The organism is Sphingopyxis sp., assembly GCF_050725655.1.
Classification (GTDB): domain Bacteria; phylum Pseudomonadota; class Alphaproteobacteria; order Sphingomonadales; family Sphingomonadaceae; genus Sphingopyxis.
On sequence record NZ_JBOHHT010000111.1, the window covers coordinates 1 to 17,278 of the forward strand.

Consider the following 17,278-nt stretch of genomic DNA (forward strand, 5'->3'; position numbering starts at 1 on the left):
CGGGAGGCCGGGTGGGGGAGCGGGCCGGTGCCGCGTCTGGCGTTAGCCAGACAAGAATATCAACTCTTCGGCGGCTCCCAAAGCTCGATTGGATTGCCCTCGGGATCGTGCACGCGCGCGAAGCGCCCGACCGCAGGGTCGTCCCACTCATCCTTGGTGATGACTTCGTCGCCCGCCGCGCGAAACGGCATGAGCACCGCGTCGAGATCGTCGACGCGCAGGTTCAGCATGTGCTGGCGGTCGGCGGGAAAATAGTCGGTGTCGGCCTTGAACGGCGCGAAAACCAGCGGCCCCGCAGTGACATTCCAGACCCATTGGTTCGGCGGCACGCTGTCGTCGGCGCTGCACCCGCCCCCCACGCCCAGCCGTTCGCGATACCAGGCGGCGAGCGCCTCGGGGTCCCGCGCCCGGAAAAACAGCCCGCCAATGCCTTTGACATGTCCCATGATGGCCTCCCGTCGTGAAGCGGGCAGCCTAGGCCGTTTGCCTCACTGTTTCCACTCTCCGCTGCCGCGGAATTCTTCGCGGACCTGACCCGACTGGTTCAGCCGCGGATCGGCATAAACCTGTGCGGCCGGAGCCGCGACGGGCAGCGATGCGACGGGCGCCGCGGGGGCCATTGTGCCAGGCAGCGGGGCCGCGGCGGTATCGGGAAGCGGCGCGGCACCGCCCGTGAGCATCGGCGCGGGGCCCGCGCCGGGCGGCAGGCCCTGACCCTTCAGGATCGCCAGTTGCTGCGCGAGCGGCAGATAGGGGCCGGGCACCGGCTCGCGGCCGAGATAGGGAGCGCGAAATGCGTCGGGCATGCCCCAGCGCCCGCGCCAGCGATGGAAGATGTGCGCGCCGACGATATTGGTCATCACCAGGCTCTTGCCCCAGCGCGGCCAGATCGCCTGCGTGTGATAATGGGTGGCAAGGCCGACCTTGGGGAAAACAGTGCCGCCAAGCGCCGCCGATGCGATGCGGCTTGCGCGCAGCCAATTGGGCTTGCTCGGTGCGCGCGCCATCGCGCCGTCGCAACTGAAGGTGAACTGGCACACGCCAGCGCGCTGCGATCCCTGGAAGACGACGCCGCACACGGTGTTGGGAAAGCTCGGGTGGCGGACGCGGTTGATCACCGTCTGCGCGACGCCGCGCATGCCGTCGTCGGTTTCGGATGCCGCCTCGTAATAGATGGCGGCGGTCAGGCAGTAATGCGCGCGCTCGCGGTCGAGCGCGGTGACCCCACGAAAAACATAGGGTTTCGCGGGCGGCCCGACGAAAGCTTCCTCGCGCAGCAACGCGGGGTCGGCGGGGGGCATCGCGGCCGCGTCGCCAAAGCCGACGCTGTCGGGATTGGGCAGCGTCGGGTCGATTTTCAGCGCGTCCTCATAATCCTCGGCGTTCATGATCGCCCAGCGCTCGGGATCATAGGCGCGAAAGTTCAATGGCACCGACACGCTATATGGTCCGAAGAAGCTGGGCGCACGGAACTGGCCGCTCGACAGCAGGAAGGCGAGGCACGCGACCGCGACCACTGCGATGATCGCTGCCCAGAACGCACGCCCCGGTCCCGCCGGTTTTTCCGGCACCGGGTCGCGCCACGTCGAGCGGGCGGTCAGGGACAGTTCGGGCTTCATTCGCGCATCAAATTCCATCGCTCCGCCCGTCGCCGATTCGCGCGGACGCGGTGTCAGCCAGCCTTATACGCTGAAACGCCAACAAAATGTTGCTATGCCTGTGCGATGAGACGCTGCGGGGACAGGCGAAGGGGCGGGACTTAAGCGACGGACAGGTTTGTTGACCTCGTCATTTCCGCGTCCCGCATGCCGCGATCCGTTCGCGCGTCGCCGCGTCCACCAGCTCGCGGATCTGAAAAAGCAGAGGGTGCCGGACGGTATGCTGCGCGCCGTAGGTCAGGTTAAACGCATAGTCGAAATCGGCGGCGTTCCGCCCGATGAGGTGCTGGAGCATCGTCTCCAGCTTGTCGAAACCCTTGACCATTCGGGCTTCGGGCGTCGCGCCGCCGCTATACTCGTCCCACAGACCGAGGATTTCGCGGCGCAGGTCGTCGGGCAGCGGCGCACATAATGTCTCGAGATCCGCGCGCTCGCGCTCCGCGCGGCCGTCGTCGGGGCTTTGGCATGTGGCCGGGACGTCACCCGAAATCGCTTCGCCAAGGTCGTGGACGATGCAGAGCCTGAGCAGCTTCAGCCGGTCACAATCTGCCAGTTCGCGGTCGAACAGCATCACCATCAGGCAGAGCCGCCAGCTATGCTCGGCGGTGCTTTCAGCGCGGCCGTTCGATGTAATCCCGCTGCGCAGCGTGTCCTTCAGCTTTTCGGCCGCCTGCAGAAAGTCGATGATCGCGGCGAGGCGCGACGGGGCGATGGCATATGGTGTCGTCATGCGGCGAGGCTAACCGGCGGGATCGCCGACTCAAGCCGCCGAATAATTTATGCGGCGCCGTCCTGGACCAGCCGCGCAAAGCTTCCGTCCGAAAGCGGCATTCGTGTGTAGCGAAGCTGGCCGGCGGTGATCGTGAGTTCGTCGAAATTCGCATATTCGGTATCAACGATAACTGCGGGCGCGATCGGTTCGTACCAGCCGAGCGCGTCCAGCGCCGCCTCGCCCTGCGCGATGCCCGGCGAGGCGAATCGCCATAGCGACTTTCCGGTGAGCTCCTCGACCCCGACCCGCCAGCCGGAGATCCGCGCCGGCGACGCGGCGAAAAGCCGATGCGTCAGGTCGCAGATCAAGTGTGCCGACTGCGGCGAATGGCGCACAAGGTCGAGCAAGGCGCTGTCGGCAGCCGAGCTGGGCCGCGCTGCGAGCAGGCGCGTCAGTCGATCCTCTTCGGTTGCCCCGGGGGTCAGCACACCCGCCTCCCACCGCGACACCGTCGTTTGCGAGACGCCCATCTCGCCCGCCAGCGCCGACTGCTTGATGCGATTGAGCGCGCGCCAGCGCTGCAGCGATGCGCCCAGATGGTTGCGACATGGCAGTACGGCTTGGGTCACGCGGTAAGCATAGCGCCGAAGGCCCGCCGCTGGAACGGCCTAGTTGGGCAAATGCGGGAGGGTGGGCCAGGCGGCCGGCGGCGCGGGGCACGCAGGTTCAGCGAAATACTTGCTCATGCCGCGGCGGGCGCGATAGGCGTCGATGCGGTCGGCATAATGACCGGACAGATCGAAATCGGCATGGCGCGCGCTGGCGCCGTGCAGGGGGCGGGTGGCCATCAGGGCCATCTGGTGCCGGTAGAAAAGCTCGTTCATATCCATAGGATTATCCTTTGGTGACTGCGCGAGCATGGTGCCGAATTATCGGCGAATGGTCCGGCCGGCGCCCGAAAGGCGCCAGCCGGTTATCATTCAAGCAGGCTGAAGATTGACAGCCGAGGTCTTGCCGCGCTGGTCGGTTTCCAGCTCGTAAGAAACGCGCTGTTCCTTGTTCAGCGTCGCCATTCCGGCGCGCTCGACGGCGCTGATGTGGACGAAGCTGTCGCCCGAGCCATCTTCATTGGCAATGAAACCATAGCCTTTGTCGCTGTTGAAGAATTTTACGGTGCCGATAGGCATGGGGTGTTTCCTTTCACGAAAACAAATAATCAACCGGCAAAAGCACCGGAGGAGCTGGTAGCGCGTGAAGGGAAGTATCCGCCGCAAGGCATCAAATTTCCGTCGCAGGCGACGTTAGCTCGGAATGAATGGAATTTTTTTGCCAAAAAGTCAAGGTTTTTGGCAATTTCCGAAATTCCGGTACATTTACAGGGGAAATAATCGGGCGGAATTTACCGGGCGTATCCGATACCGACAACGCTGCCCTACCCGATCAAATTCAGCGTATCTCGACCGTTAGATGTTCGATCTCATGCACTGGTTTGACCCGCGCGCAAATGGCCTCGCGCGTTGCGCCGACGACGCTGATGATCGCCGAATGCGCGCCGGGGCCGACGCGCCAGACGTGGAGGTCGGTGATCTTAGCGTCGCCCGGCCCTTCAACGAGTTCGCGGATCTCGGCCTCGATCGCGGCGTCGGTCGCGTCGAGGAGCACCGCGCCCGTATCGCGCATCAGCGACCAGGCCCACACCGCAATCACGACCGATCCGACGATCCCGATCAACGGGTCGAGCCACACCCAGCCCAGATAGCGCCCGCCGAGCAAGGCGGCGATCGCGAGCACCGAGGTCAGTGCATCGGCGACGACATGCAGATAGGCCGAACGGAGATTGTTATCGCGCTCGTGCGCATGGCCATGATGATGGTCGTTACCGTGATGATGCCCATGGTCGTGATCATGTCCGTGCCCAAGCAGCAGCGCGCTCACGATATTCACCCCTAGCCCAATCACCGCGATGATCGTCGCCTCGGTAAAGGCGACCGGCCGCGGATCGACAAGGCGCATCGCCGATTCGAACGCGATGCCGAGCGCAACGATGCCGAGCACGAGCGCCGAGGCGAAGCCGGCGAGGTCGCCGACCTTGCCGGTGCCGAAGCTGTAGCGGCGCCCATGGGCGTGGCGCTTCGCATAGGCATAGGCGATCGCCGCGATGCCGAGCGCGCCCGCATGCGTCGCCATATGGAAGCCATCGGCAAGCAGCGCCATCGAATTGAAGGCAAGGCCCGCGGCAATCTCGCCGACCATCATCACCGCGGTGAGCGCGACCACCCACAAGGTACGCCGGGCATTCTCGTCGTGCCGCTTGCCGAGGAAGACATGGTCGTGGGCCAGCGCCTCGATCTCGCTATCGAAAGACATGTCAGCCCCTATTTCGCATAGCGACGGATCGCCGCGAGGAGTTCGTCGCTGCCTTGCGCGCGCTCGGCGTCCGACAGACCCGATGCGACGACATGCGACTGCATATGTTCGGCGACGAGTTCGTCCATCAGTCCGGCAACCGCGCCGCGGACCCCCGCGACCTGATGCAGGATCGCTGCACAACCCGCGTCGTCCGCAATCGCGCGTTCGATCGCCGTGATCTGCCCAGCGATTCGCCGGGTGCGTGCGAGGAGCTGATCCTTGTTGGAGTGTGTGTGTGACATAGGATACCCCCCTATCCTATATTCGCGGTCGATGCAATTGCGGTGCCCGGCGCGGCGGTGAAACCGCATTCCCCCCTTGCCGACTCATCCGCCAAAGCCTATATGCGCCGTACTTCTTGACATGGTTAGCCAGTTGGGACGTCGGGGCCGCGGGCCGCGGCGGCTGTACCCACATGCTTTCCGGTCATCCGAAACGGGAAATTTCATTGGCCGATCTCGACGTCCTCAATGCGATCATCGCGCCCGAAGCCGAGGCGATGGGCCTTGCGCTCGTGCGTGTCGCTTTCTTTGGCGGCGAGAGCGATCCGACGTTGCAGGTCATGGCCGAGCGCCCCGACACGCGCCAGTTGACGATCGAGGATTGCGCCGACCTGTCGCGCCGCATTTCGGCGCAGCTCGACGCGCTCGAAGAGGCGGGCAAGGACCCGATCGAGCAGGCGTATCGGCTCGAAGTGTCGTCGCCGGGCATCGACCGGCCGCTGACGCGCCGCACCGACTTCGCCGACTGGGCGGGGCACGAGGCGAAGATCGCGCTGAAGGAAAAGCGCGACGGACGTCAGCGCTTCAACGGCGAGCTGATCGGTATCGACGGCGATGTCGTTTTGATTTCGGATAAAGAGGGTGTGGAGCACAAGCTGCCGTTCGACGCGATCGATACGGCGAAGCTCGTTCTCACCGACAAATTGATTGCCGCAACCGTCCCGCTCTCGATCGAGGGCGCCGACGAAATGGAAGAAGAAGGACAGGACTGATGGCCACTGCCATTTCCGCCAACCGCGCCGAACTGCTGGCGATTGCCAACAGCGTCGCCAGCGAGAAGATGATCGACAAGGGCATCGTCATCGAGGCCATTGAAGAAGCGATCCAGCGCGCCGCGCGCGCCCGCTATGGCGCCGAGAACGACATTCGCGCCAAGCTCGATGTCCAGACCGGCGACCTGCGCCTGTGGCGCGTCGTCGAAGTCGTCGAGACCGTCGAGGATTATTTCAAACAGGTCGATCTGGCGGCCGGCCAGAAGCTGCAGAAGGACGCCCAGCTTGGCGACTTCATCGTCGACCCGCTGCCCGCGGTCGACCTCGGCCGCATCGACGCCCAGTCGGCGAAGCAGGTGATCTTCCAGAAGGTCCGCGAAGCCGATCGCGAACGCCAGTATCAGGAATTCAAGGATCGCGGCGGCGAGATCATCACCGGCGTCGTGAAGTCGGTCGAATTCGGCCACATCGTCGTCAACCTCGGCCGCGCCGAAGGCGTGATCCGCCGCGACCAGCAGATCCCGCGCGAACTGATGCGCGTCGGCGACCGCGTCCGCGCGCTGATCCTGTCGGTGCGCAGCGAAACCCGCGGCCCGCAGATTTTCCTCAGCCGCGCGCACCCCGACTTCATGAAAAAGCTGTTCGCGCAGGAAGTGCCCGAAATCTACGACGGCATCATCGAAATCAAGGCCGCCGCCCGCGACCCGGGCTCGCGCGCCAAGATCGGCGTCATCAGCTATGACAGCAGCATCGACCCCGTCGGCGCCTGCGTCGGCATGAAGGGCAGCCGCGTTCAGGCGGTCGTCCAGGAAATGCAGGGCGAAAAGATCGACATCATCCCCTGGTCCGAAGACACCGCGACCTTCGTCGTCAACGCGCTTCAGCCGGCAACGGTCCAGCGCGTCGTGATCGACGAAGATGACAGCCGCATCGAAGTCGTCGTTCCCGACGACCAGCTGTCGCTGGCCATCGGCCGCCGCGGCCAGAATGTCCGTCTCGCCAGCCAGCTGACCGGCAGCCAGATCGACATCATGACCGAGGCCGACGCGAGCGAGAAGCGCCAGCGCGAATTCGTCGAACGCTCGACGATGTTCCAGGAAGAACTCGACGTCGACGAAACGCTTGCCCAGCTGCTCGTCGCCGAAGGCTTCGGCGAACTCGAAGAAGTCGCTTATGTCGGCATCGAGGAACTCGCCGGGATCGAAGGTTTCGACGAGGAACTGGCGCAGGAGCTGCAAAGCCGCGCGACCGAAGGGCTCGAACGCCGCGAAGAAGCCTCGCGCGCCCAGCGCCGCGAACTCGGCGTCGAGGACGATCTGGCGGCAATCCCGCACCTGACCGAAGCGATGCTCGTCATCCTCGGCAAGGCCGGGATCAAGACGCTCGACGACCTCGCCGACCTCGCGACCGACGAGCTGATCGCCAAGAAGCGCACCGATAACCGCCGCGGCCCGCCGCGCAGCGAACGCGCCGAGGACAAGGGCGGCGTGCTGGGCGAATATGGCCTGAGCGAAGAACAGGGCAACGAAATCATCATGGCGGCGCGCGCCCACTGGTTCGACGACGAAGAGTCGAGCGAGCCGGCGGCAGAGGCTGAAGACGCTGCGCCGCAAGCTGGGTCCGCGGCGGAGCCGCAAAACGGGGAGGCCGCCGATGCGGACCCCGCACAATGATCAGCTGAGCGAACCAGACCGCGCTGGACGGCGCGGCCAGCATGTGCCCGAGCGGCGCTGCGTCATCACCGGCGAGGTTTCGCCGGCCGAACGGCTCGTGCGCCTTGCGCTCGGGCCCGACGGCGCGATTGCGCCCGACGTCCATGGCAAGGCGCCGGGACGCGGCGCGTGGATCGGTGTCGATCGCGCCACGCTTGAAGCGGCGCAGGCAAAGGGCAAGCTGAAGGGCGGCCTTGCGCGCGCGCTTCAGGACGGCAATTTCACGATTCCCGACGATCTTGGCGCGCGTATCGAGGCGCAGCTTCAGCGCGCGACGCTCGACCGGCTGGGGCTGGAATCACGCTCTGGCACCTTGCTCAGCGGCAATGAAAAGATCGAGACGGCGGCGCGCAAGGGTCAGGTTCGCCTGCTCCTCCACGCCAATGACGCGGGCGAGGATGGGCGCAAGAAACTGGCGCAGGCGTGGCGTGTCGGCGAGGATGACGAAGGCTCGCGCCGCGAGGGCCGGGTCTTGCCGGTGGACCGCGGCACCCTATCTATGGCATTAGGGCGGGAGAATGCGGTGCATCTGGCGTTGATCGACGCCCGCGCCGCAGACCGCGTGCTGGCGCATTTGAGCCGCTGGCAGTTTTTCACAGGATGGAGTAGGGACGCGGCCAACCGCGATTCCGACCCGCATGCCGCGTCAGTCTCTGACGAGGAAAAAAATGGGGCGTTGCCGACCAGCGACGCCGCTTCGGACGCGTTTTGAAGGAATGATAAGTTTCGATGAGTGACGAACAGGACAAACCGACCCTTACCCGCAAGCCCCTGGGGCTGAAGCGGACGGTCGAGGCCGGGCAGGTGCAGCAACAATTCAGCCACGGGCGCCGGAATACGGTGGTGGTTGAGGTGAAGCGTCGCCGTGTGCTGGGCCGTCCGGGCGAAGCCGCGCCGGTCGAGGTCGAAGAGGTCGAGGCCGCTCCGGCGCCCGCACCCACGCCCGCTCCGGCACCCGCGCCCGCTCCGAAGCCGGCCGCGCCCCGTGTCAGCGAAAACGACAGTCTGATGTCGCGGCAGGAACGCCAGGCGCAGCTGCTGCGCGAGGCCGAAGAGTCGCGTATGAATGCGCTCGAGGACAATCGCCGCCGCGACGATGCTGCGCGCACTCGCGCGGTCGAGGAAGAAAAGGCGCGCGCCGAAGAAGCGACGGCGAAGGCGGCCGAACCGATTGCCGCGCCCGCTGCCGTTGCCGCGCCCGCCGCCGAAGCACCCGCCGCTGTTGTTCAGCCGCAGGGCGAAGCAGCCCCCACGCCTGCGCCGCGCGCGACGACCAGCGCTGCTCCGGCTCCGCGTCGCTTTACGCCGGTCGCGGCTCCGCAGCGCCCCGAACCCAAGCGTCCCGAGCCGAAGGCAACTCGCGGCGGCGACAGCCGCCGTCAGTCGGGCAAGTTGACCGTCACCCGTGCGCTGAACGAAGACGAAGGCGCGCGCGCGCGCAGCCTCGCGGCGCTGAAGCGCGCCCGCGAAAAGGAAAAGCGTTCGCACACCGCATCGTCGGGCCCGCGTGAGAAGCAGGTTCGCGAAGTCGTCGTGCCCGAAAGCATCACGGTTCAGGATCTCGCCAACCGTATGGCCGAAAAGACCAGCGATCTGGTCAAAGCGCTGTTCAAGATGGGCGTCCCGTCGGCAAGCACCGACACGATCGATCAGGACACCGCCGAATTGCTCGTCACCGAATTCGGGCACGAGATCATCCGCGTCAGCGAAGGCGACATCGACATCCGTCACGATGAAGATGTCGACGATGCCGAACATCTGAAGCCGCGCGCGCCGGTCGTTACGATCATGGGCCATGTCGACCACGGCAAGACCAGCCTGCTCGACGCGCTCCGCGGTGCGAATGTGCAGGCGGGCGAAGCCGGCGGCATCACTCAGCATATCGGCGCCTATCAGGTGACGACCCCCGACGGCTCGCTCGTCACCTTCCTCGATACGCCGGGCCACGAAGCCTTTACCGAGATGCGTCAGCGCGGTGCCAATGTCACCGACATCGTCATCCTCGTGGTGGCGGCCGACGACGGGCTCAAGCCGCAGTCGATCGAGGCGATCAACCATGCGAAGGCCGCGAACGTTCCGATCATCGTCGCGATCAACAAGGTCGACAAGGAAGGCGCCAACCCGCAGCGCGTCCGCGAACGCCTGCTCGAACATGAGCTGGTGGTCGAGGAAATGGGCGGCGACGTGCAGAATGTCGAAGTGTCGGCGCTGAAGAAGACCGGTCTCGACAAATTGCTCGACGCGATCGCGGTGCAGGCCGAAATCATGGAGCTGAAAGCCAACCCCGACCGCGCAGCCGAAGGCACGGTGGTCGAGGCGAAGCTCGACAAGGGGCGCGGCCCCGTGGCGACGATCCTCGTCCGCCGCGGTACGCTCAAGGTCGGCGACATCTTCGTCTGCGGCGCCGAAAGCGGCCGTGTTCGCGCGCTGATCGACGACCAGGGCAAGCAGATCAAATCCGCCACCCCGTCGATGCCGGTCGAAGTGCTCGGTCTGGGCGGCGTTCCGATGGCGGGCGACACGCTCACCGTCGTCGAGAACGAAGCGCGTGCCCGCGAAGTCGCGACCTATCGTCATGGCGAGGCGCTCAAGAAGCGCACCGTCCAGGCGCCGGTCAGCCTCGAAGGCATGTTCGAGGCGCTTGCCGACAAGGCGAACGTCATCCAGTTCCCGGTGATCATCAAGGGCGATGTGCAGGGATCGGTCGAAGCGATCGTCAATGCCCTGAACAAGCTGTCGACCGACGAGATTCGCGTCCGCGTGCTCCAGTCGGGCGCCGGCGCGATCACCGAAAGCGACGTGACGCTGGCGGCGGCGACCAAGGCGCCGATCATCGGCTTCAACGTTCGTCCGAACGCCAAGGCGCGCGACATCGCAAAGCGCGAAAGCGTCCGTTTCATGTATTATGACGTCATCTATCACCTGACCGACGAAATCAGGAAGGAAATGGCGGGCGAGCTGGGTCCGGAACGCGTCGAAACCGTCGTCGGCCGCGCCGAAGTCAAGGACGTCTTCCCCGCCGGCAAGCGCGACAAGGCCGCGGGTCTGCTCGTGCTCGAAGGCTCGATCCGCAAGGGGCTGCACGCACGCCTTACGCGCGACGACGTCATCGTCTCGGCAACGACCATCTCGTCGCTCCGCCGCTTCAAGGACGATGTCGCCGAAGTGCGCGCCGGCCTCGAATGCGGTGTCGTGCTGGCGGACACCAACGACATCAAGGCGGGCGACCACCTCGAAGTCTTCGAAGTCGAACTGCGCGAACGGACGCTGTAAAACCCACTTTGTGCCCCCGCGAAGGCGGGGGTCCAGAGCGGTATGGAGCATCGATGGATGGGAAACAGGCCCGGCTATGTCTACATCATGGCCAGCGGTCGGAACGGCACCATTTATATCGGCGTAACCAGCAATCTGGCGAAGCGAGTCTGGGAACATCGCGAAGGCGTTGTTCCCGGCTTCACCAAATCCTATGACTGCAAGCTGCTTGTGTGGTTCGTAGCGTTCGACGATATTCAGGATGCGCGCGCCCACGAACTTCGCATGAAGAAATGGAATCGCGCGTGGAAATTGCGCGAGATCGAAGAGAATAATCCGCTGTGGAACGATTTATATACGACATTGGCGCCTTGACGCTCTGGATCCCCGCCTTCGCGGGGACACAAGAATAGGAAGGCGCCAGCATGGCTCGCTACGTCGCTTTATTCGGCAGCATCAACGTCGGTGGCAACCGGCTGACGATGGCCGACTTGCGCGCGGCGTTCGAGGCCGAGGGCTTTGAGAACGTCGAGACCGTCGTCGCCAGCGGCAATGTCATCTTCTCGCACCCCGCGCGGCCGACGCGCGGGCTCGAGGAAAAGCTGACGCTGATGGTCGAAGACCGCTTCGACATGCGCTGCGCCGCCCTGGTGCGGAGCCGCGACGAACTCGCCGCGGCGATCGCCGATAATCCGTTTGCGGGGACGAACGAGGACAAGTTCGTCCATACGATGTTCCTCGACGGACAGCCGACCGCGGAACAGTTCGACGCGCTGGCGGCCAACAAGTGGACCAGGCCGAACGAGCGTCTCGCGCCCGGCGACCGGGCGCTTTATATCGACTATGGCGACGGCGTGGCCGACAGCAAATTGACCGCGCGGCTGATCGAGCGGCGGTTGGAACATAAGGGCACGGCGCGCAACATGCGCTCGATCGCCCGGATTATCGACAAGCTCGACCAGTTGGAGAAAGCGGAGCCATGAAAACCGAAAAGGAAAAAGGCCCCTCGGTCCGCGTGCTGCGCGTCGGCGAACAGGTGCGCCATATCCTGTCCGAAATCCTCGCGCGCGGCGACGCCCATGACGAGCTCTTGACCAAGCATCCGGTGAGCATCACCGAAGTCCGCATGTCGCCCGACCTCCGCCACGCGACGGTGTTCGTGAAACCCCTGCTTGGCAAAAATGAGGAAGCGGTGCTGAAGGCGCTGCGTACCAACACCGCGTGGCTGCAAAAGAGCGTCGCCGAAAAGATGAGCATGAAATATGCCGCGAAGCTGAAATTCCTGTCGGACGAAAGCTTCGACGAGGCGAGCCATATCGACAAATTGCTGCGCGATCCGAAGGTGGCGCGCGATCTGACGAGCGGCGAAGGCGACGAGGTCTGATATTCGGCGGCCAAGCGCTATTTCTTGATCCCCGCCGCCTCTTCCAGCTCGACCAGCGCATCCTCCAGATAGTCGATCAGCCGCTGGACATGGGGCACGCTGCGTCGGCAGGCGGTAATCCCGAAATCGATATTCTTGTTGTTCGACACCTGCGTGATGTTCATCGCCATGCCGTCGACCGGGATGCTCGCCGGATACATGCCGTCGAGCCGCGCGCCGTTCCAGTAAAGCTGCTCGCGGGGCCCCGGGACATTCGAGATGGTGACGCTGTACGCGGGAAATTTGTCGGCGGTGCGCGTGAGCGCGGTCAGCATCTGCGGCATCTGCGTGATCGCCGTATAGATCTGGATCTGCTGCGCGGTCATTTCGCGAAGCTGCGCCTTCGCGGCGTTCATTGACGCTTGGATCGTCCGCATCCGCTCGGCCGGGTCGTCGATGTGGGTCGCGAGATTGGCTGTCACCGCCGCAACCGAATTGCCCGAATCGATATCGTCCTTCGCGCGGATCGACACCGGCGCCATGGCTTTCAGCGGCTTGTCGGGCAGCTCGTTCAGCGATTGCAGATATTTTCGCATCGCCCCCGAGCACATCGCGAGCACCGCGTCGTTGATCGTCCCGTCATACGCCTTGCCCATCGCGCGCACGCGGTCGAGCGACCAGCTTTGCGCCACGAAACGCCGCGCGCCGGTGATGTTGCGGTTGAAGCTGGTGCGCGGCAACCCGCCCCACGGCGTCGCGAGATCGCTGCCGCCGAGCCCGAACATCGCCGCAGCATATTGGTTCAGCGCCTTGGTCACCCCAACGCTGTTGCCCCATTGCTCCTTCAGGAAGCCGCCGATGGCCTTGATGTCGGTGATGCTTGGCGTCGGCGCCTTCTTCGGCACCGGGAACTTGCGCTTATAGGCTTCATATGCCTCGACCGACATCGGCGAATAGCTGCGTTTTTCTTTGGGATTGGCGCTGAGCATCGCGTTGGTGAAGTGCATCGACGACGCGCCGTCCATCAGCGCGTGGTGGATCTTGAAATAGGTCGCGATTTGCCGGTCGGGCAGCCCCGAGATCAGCGTGATCTCCCACATTGGCCGTGTGCGGTCGAGCAAGGTGCCGTGGAGGCGCGAGACCAGCTCGAACATCTCGCGATAGCGCCCCGGCTTGGGCAGCGCGGCGCTGCGCACATGGTAATGCATGTCGATGTCGCGGTCTGGTTCGAGCCGGATCGGGCCGTATTGGCCGAACGGGGTGAGCTTCAGCACTTCGCTGAACGGCCGGCGCAGCCCTTCGGACTGGCGCAGCATCGCCAACTGCTCGTTGAGCCACTCGGTCTCGTCGACCTTGTCGGGCAAAGTGTAGAGATTGACCCCGCCGACATGCATCGGTGTCTCGCGCGTCTCCGCGACCAGGAACATCGCGTCCGTCACCGGCATCAGCCGCATGGCAGCTCTCCCCACTGTATATGCTGCAATCTTTGGTGTGCAGCATGACAGGGGGTGTGGGCGAGTCAAGCGGCCGGACATTCGAATTGGTTGACAGTGTCAAGTAATTGGCGCATCGAAGCGACATGCCATCGGTCAACCTTCACCTGCCCAACGATCGCGCGCCCGCCCCGGGCGCCGCGACCGCCGCATTGCGCCGCTTCAACCGCTTCTACACCCGCTTCGCAGGGGTGCTCGGCCCCGGCTATATGGGCAGCGATTTGTCGCTGATCGAGGCGCGCATCCTCTATGAAATCGCGACCGGCCAGCCGATCGTCTCGAAGCGGATCGTCGAAGCGCTCTCGGTCGATCCCGGTTACCTCAGTCGCATATTGCGCCGCTTCACCCAGCAAGGTTGGATCGCGCGGACGCGCGGCGCCGACGCGCGCGAGCATCCGATCCGGCTGACCGCGGTGGGCGAGACGCTATTTTCCGAGCTTGATCGCACCACCGCCGCATCGACGTCGGCGACGCTCGCGCATCTGTCGCGCGACGAACAGGCCGGGCTTTCCGAGCGGCTGGCATGGATCGAGACGCGGCTGTCGGGCGCGCCGCTACCCCCGCCCGCGATCCGTCTGTGGCAGCCGGGCGATATGGGACTCATCACCGCGCAACAGGCGGTCTATTACCGCAACGCCTATGGATGGGGCGACGCGATGGAGGTGCTGATCGGTGAGATCACGAGCCGCTTCGTTCGCGATTTCCATCCCGGCCGCGAACAATGCTGGGTCGCCGAGCGGCACGGCGAACTGCTCGGCAGCGTCTTTCTGGTGGCGGATACGGACAAGGTGGCGCGGCTGCGCCTGCTCTATGTCGACGCCGCGGCGCGCGGCCATGGTCTTGGCCGCGATCTCGTCGGGCGCTGCATCGCCTTCGCGCGCGACGCGGGCTATTCCGAACTGGTGCTATGGACACACACGGTCCTCGCCTCGGCGCGCGCCATCTATGCGGACTATGGCTTCACCATCGAAAAGGTCGAGACGCACGACGAATTCGGCAAACCCGAGCAGAGCGAACATTGGCGGCTCGCCCTTCTGCCCTGACAACTGGTGCACGGGCCATGTCCGCGCTATTGGGCGCCGATGGCCAAGCTCTATTTCTACTACGCCAGCATGAATGCCGGCAAATCGACGACGCTGCTCCAGGCGGATTTCAACTATCGCGAGCGCGGCATGGAAACGATGCTGTGGACCGCGGCGCTCGACGACCGGTACGGCGCAGGGCAGGTGACCAGCCGCATCGGGCTGATCGCCGAAGCGCACAAGTTCGATCCCGACAGCGATCTGTGGGCCGCGGTGAACGCCGAGGACGCCGAACGCCCGCTCGCGTGCGTGCTCGTCGACGAGGCGCAGTTCCTGACGCGCGCGCAGGTGCTCGATCTCGCGCGGCTCGCCGACGAAGCGGACATCCCGGTGCTCTGCTATGGTCTGCGCACCGATTTTTCGGCCGAGCTGTTCCCCGGATCGGCGGCGTTGCTCGGCATTGCCGACGCGCTCGTCGAACTGAAGGCGGTGTGCGAATGCGGGCGCAAGGCGACGATGAACCTGCGCGTCGACGAAAGCGGCCGTGCCGTCGTCGAGGGCGCGCAGACCGAGATCGGCGGCAACGACCGCTATGTCGCGATGTGCCGGCGTCACTTCATGGCGAAACGGCGCGAAGCCGCCGAGGCGCTCGCCAATGCTTGATCGCCTGTACGTCGATCTCGCCGACGGCCGCCTCAAACTCGTCAAGCTGACCGAAGCGCATCGCGAAGACCTGCGCGCGGTCTGCGCCGCCGACGCCGAAATCTGGCCGATCTATTCGTCGAGCTTCGGCCCCGACCATTTCGACAAGAGCTTCGACACGCTGATCGGCGGCACCGGCCGCATGCCCTATGCGATCATGGATGGCGACACGCTCGTCGGCATGACTGCCTGGCTGCGTCCCGATATGTCGGCGCAGACGGTCGAGATCGGTAACAGCTTCATCCAACCCGATGCGCGCGGCACCGGTTTCAACGGCCGGGTCAAAAAGTTGATGCTCGATCACGCCTTCGCCGTCGGCATCCGCCGCATCGAATTCCGCATCGACGAGCGCAACAAGCGGAGCCAGGCCGCGGTCGCCAAGCTCGGCTGTACCAAGGACGGCGTGCTGCGCTCCGAACGCATCACCTGGACCGGCTATGTGCGCGACACCGGCCTCTGGTCGTTGCTCGCAGACGAATGGGCCGGGCGGTCTTAACTCCAGGGTCAGCACCCATTCAGGCACGCGGCGCTAAGCGAGTCGCGATGAAGAATCTCGCACTCTCCCTGGCCGCCGTGCTGCTTCCCCTTTCTGCGGCCGCGGCGGCCAACGAGCCGGCAAAGGAATCACGCGCGCTCGGCGTCGAATCGAGCATCGTCTTTCCCAGCGACAGCTCGATCCGCAACTGGCAGGCCGATCGCGATCGCGGCATCTGGATTCAGGGCCGCGGCAACGCTTGGTATTATGGCACCTTCGCCGGCTTCTGCCGCGATCTCGATTTCGCTCAGACGATCGGTTTCGAAACACGCGGCGCGGGGCGGCTCGACAAATTCGCGTCGATCATCGTCCGCGGCGAACGCTGCCAGCTCTCGTCCTTCGTGACCTCGGCCCCGCCGCCGTCGAAGGCCGAGCGCAAGGCTGCGCGTGAAGCCAAAAAGGCCACGCAAAATTGACAGCGGCGTCTCCCCGCCATAGCGGCGCGGGATGAACGGCTGGATCATCCTCGACAAACCTGTCGGCCTTGGCTCGACGCAGGCGGTGGGCGCCGTGAAGCGCGTGTGCCGCGAGGCCGGATTGGGCAAGGTCAAGGTCGGCCATGGCGGGACGCTCGACCCGCTCGCGTCGGGGGTGCTCCCGATCGCGCTCGGCGAGGCGACGAAGCTTTGCGGCCGGATGCTCGATGCGAGCAAGATTTACGACTTTACCGTGCAGTTCGGAACCGAGACCGCGGGGCTCGATGCCGAGGGCGAGATCGTCCGGGCGAGCGATGTTCGTCCGACGCTTGCGGAGGTCGAGGCGGTGCTGCCGCGCTTCACCGGCCCGATCGAACAGGTGCCGCCCGCTTTTTCGGCGATCAAGATCGACGGCCAGCGCGCCTATGATCTCGCGCGCAAGGGTGAAGCGGTCGAGATGAAGGCGCGGGCGGTCACCATCCATTCCCTTCGTCATGCCGGACTTGATCCGGCATCCATTCCGGCGGCGGTGGTATGGACCCCGGATCAAGTCCCGGGTGACGAAGGAGGGGAAGGGCGGCTCGATAGCATCACCCTCACCGCCCATGTTTCGAAGGGCACCTATATCCGAAGCCTTGCGCGCGACATCGCCCAAGCCGTCGGCACCGTCGGCCATGTCACCATGCTCCGCCGCACAAAGGCCGGACCGTTCGATCTGGAACAGGCGATTTCGCTGGACAAATTGAACGCATTCGGCCAAGGCGCCGCCCAATCAGAATTCATTCTGCCGCTCGAGGCAGGGCTGGTCGACATCCCGGCTCTGAACCTTTCCCCGGAAGCGGCAGGGGCGATCCGTCAGGGTCGCGTCTGGACCGGGGTAGCTATGGATGACGGGCTCTATTGGGGACGGGACAGCGAAATGCGTCCCATTGCCCTGATCGAGGCTTTGGCGGGAACGCTGAAAGTCGTCCGGGGCTTTAATCTGTAAACAAGGATGTTCGAGGAAAAGA

At 64.8% G+C, this 17,278-nt stretch carries 21 protein-coding genes; 12 read left to right on the forward strand and 9 right to left on the reverse strand.

What is annotated here, in order from left to right:
* Nucleotides 1-59: 59 nt before the first annotated feature.
* From ACREBX_RS16645 to ACREBX_RS16680, 8 genes are all read right to left on the reverse strand, one after another.
* Entirely contained in the window at nt 60-446 is a 387-nt protein-coding gene (locus ACREBX_RS16645; protein ID WP_431562854.1) for a VOC family protein, read from the reverse strand.
* 42 nt (nt 447-488) lie between these two features.
* Complete coding sequence (locus ACREBX_RS16650; protein ID WP_431562855.1) at nt 489-1,637, reverse strand: cell wall hydrolase; 1,149 nt, start codon at nt 1,635-1,637, stop codon at nt 489-491.
* Nucleotides 1,638-1,788: 151 nt separating this feature from the next.
* Nucleotides 1,789-2,388, reverse strand: coding sequence for an HD domain-containing protein (locus tag ACREBX_RS16655; RefSeq protein WP_431562856.1), 600 nt, complete (start codon nt 2,386-2,388; stop codon nt 1,789-1,791).
* A gap of 47 nt (nt 2,389-2,435) precedes the next feature.
* Nucleotides 2,436-2,999 carry a helix-turn-helix domain-containing protein gene (locus tag ACREBX_RS16660; RefSeq protein WP_431562857.1) on the reverse strand — a complete coding sequence of 188 codons (564 nt, stop codon included), beginning with the start codon at nt 2,997-2,999 and terminating at the stop codon, nt 2,436-2,438.
* A 39-nt stretch (nt 3,000-3,038) separates the two neighbouring features.
* Entirely contained in the window at nt 3,039-3,260 is a 222-nt protein-coding gene (locus ACREBX_RS16665) for a hypothetical protein (RefSeq protein ID WP_431562858.1), read from the reverse strand.
* 90 nt (nt 3,261-3,350) lie between these two features.
* Complete coding sequence (locus ACREBX_RS16670; RefSeq protein ID WP_037514749.1) at nt 3,351-3,557, reverse strand: cold-shock protein; 207 nt, start codon at nt 3,555-3,557, stop codon at nt 3,351-3,353.
* 259 nt (nt 3,558-3,816) lie between these two features.
* Nucleotides 3,817-4,737, reverse strand: coding sequence for a CDF family Co(II)/Ni(II) efflux transporter DmeF (gene dmeF, locus ACREBX_RS16675; RefSeq protein ID WP_431562859.1), 921 nt, complete (start codon nt 4,735-4,737; stop codon nt 3,817-3,819).
* An 8-nt stretch (nt 4,738-4,745) separates the two neighbouring features.
* On the reverse strand, nt 4,746-5,021 hold the full coding sequence (locus tag ACREBX_RS16680; protein ID WP_431562860.1) for a metal/formaldehyde-sensitive transcriptional repressor: 276 nt from the start codon (nt 5,019-5,021) through the stop codon (nt 4,746-4,748).
* A gap of 206 nt (nt 5,022-5,227) precedes the next feature.
* Between ACREBX_RS16680 and rimP the strand changes: the two genes are divergently transcribed.
* Genes rimP through rbfA form a run of 7 tightly spaced genes read left to right on the forward strand, consistent with a single transcriptional unit; the run spans nt 5,228 to nt 12,121 of the window.
* Nucleotides 5,228-5,773: a ribosome maturation protein RimP gene (gene rimP, locus ACREBX_RS16685; protein ID WP_431562861.1), complete on the forward strand. Its 546-nt coding sequence runs from the start codon at nt 5,228-5,230 to the stop codon at nt 5,771-5,773.
* Entirely contained in the window at nt 5,773-7,446 is a 1,674-nt protein-coding gene (nusA, locus tag ACREBX_RS16690; RefSeq protein WP_431562862.1) for a transcription termination factor NusA, read from the forward strand. The genes rimP and nusA overlap by 1 nt, the downstream gene beginning before the upstream one ends.
* Complete coding sequence (locus ACREBX_RS16695) at nt 7,427-8,197, forward strand: DUF448 domain-containing protein (RefSeq protein ID WP_431562863.1); 771 nt, start codon at nt 7,427-7,429, stop codon at nt 8,195-8,197. The genes nusA and ACREBX_RS16695 overlap by 20 nt, the downstream gene beginning before the upstream one ends.
* Nucleotides 8,198-8,214: 17 nt before the next feature.
* Complete coding sequence (infB, locus tag ACREBX_RS16700) at nt 8,215-10,758, forward strand: translation initiation factor IF-2 (RefSeq protein ID WP_431562864.1); 2,544 nt, start codon at nt 8,215-8,217, stop codon at nt 10,756-10,758.
* Nucleotides 10,759-10,815: 57 nt separating this feature from the next.
* A complete protein-coding gene (locus tag ACREBX_RS16705) occupies nt 10,816-11,112 on the forward strand; it encodes a GIY-YIG nuclease family protein (protein WP_431562865.1) in 297 nt (98 codons plus the stop codon).
* 50 nt (nt 11,113-11,162) lie between these two features.
* The gene (locus tag ACREBX_RS16710; RefSeq protein ID WP_431562866.1) at nt 11,163-11,720 is read left to right on the forward strand and encodes a DUF1697 domain-containing protein; all 558 of its coding nucleotides are present in this window, start codon (nt 11,163-11,165) and stop codon (nt 11,718-11,720) included.
* A complete protein-coding gene (gene rbfA / locus ACREBX_RS16715) occupies nt 11,717-12,121 on the forward strand; it encodes a 30S ribosome-binding factor RbfA (RefSeq protein WP_431562867.1) in 405 nt (134 codons plus the stop codon). Before ACREBX_RS16710 ends, rbfA begins: the two co-directional genes overlap by 4 nt.
* A 17-nt stretch (nt 12,122-12,138) precedes the next feature.
* Here the strand turns inward: rbfA and ACREBX_RS16720 are convergent, their stop codons facing one another.
* Nucleotides 12,139-13,554: a WS/DGAT/MGAT family O-acyltransferase gene (locus ACREBX_RS16720; protein WP_431562868.1), complete on the reverse strand. Its 1,416-nt coding sequence runs from the start codon at nt 13,552-13,554 to the stop codon at nt 12,139-12,141.
* A 125-nt stretch (nt 13,555-13,679) separates the two neighbouring features.
* On the opposite strand from ACREBX_RS16720, the gene ACREBX_RS16725 reads away from it, so the two are divergent.
* From ACREBX_RS16725 to truB, 5 genes are read left to right on the forward strand one after another with little or no spacing between them, the layout of a single operon-like run.
* The gene (locus ACREBX_RS16725; protein WP_431562869.1) at nt 13,680-14,636 is read left to right on the forward strand and encodes a bifunctional helix-turn-helix transcriptional regulator/GNAT family N-acetyltransferase; all 957 of its coding nucleotides are present in this window, start codon (nt 13,680-13,682) and stop codon (nt 14,634-14,636) included.
* A gap of 39 nt (nt 14,637-14,675) precedes the next feature.
* Nucleotides 14,676-15,278, forward strand: coding sequence for a thymidine kinase (locus tag ACREBX_RS16730; protein WP_431562870.1), 603 nt, complete (start codon nt 14,676-14,678; stop codon nt 15,276-15,278).
* Entirely contained in the window at nt 15,271-15,813 is a 543-nt protein-coding gene (locus ACREBX_RS16735) for a GNAT family N-acetyltransferase (RefSeq protein ID WP_431562871.1), read from the forward strand. Before ACREBX_RS16730 ends, ACREBX_RS16735 begins: the two co-directional genes overlap by 8 nt.
* Before the next feature lie 47 nt (nt 15,814-15,860).
* Complete coding sequence (locus ACREBX_RS16740; protein ID WP_431562872.1) at nt 15,861-16,268, forward strand: DUF6491 family protein; 408 nt, start codon at nt 15,861-15,863, stop codon at nt 16,266-16,268.
* 31 nt (nt 16,269-16,299) lie between these two features.
* The gene (truB, locus tag ACREBX_RS16745) at nt 16,300-17,256 is read left to right on the forward strand and encodes a tRNA pseudouridine(55) synthase TruB (RefSeq protein ID WP_431562873.1); all 957 of its coding nucleotides are present in this window, start codon (nt 16,300-16,302) and stop codon (nt 17,254-17,256) included.
* Nucleotides 17,257-17,278: the final 22 nt, after the last annotated feature.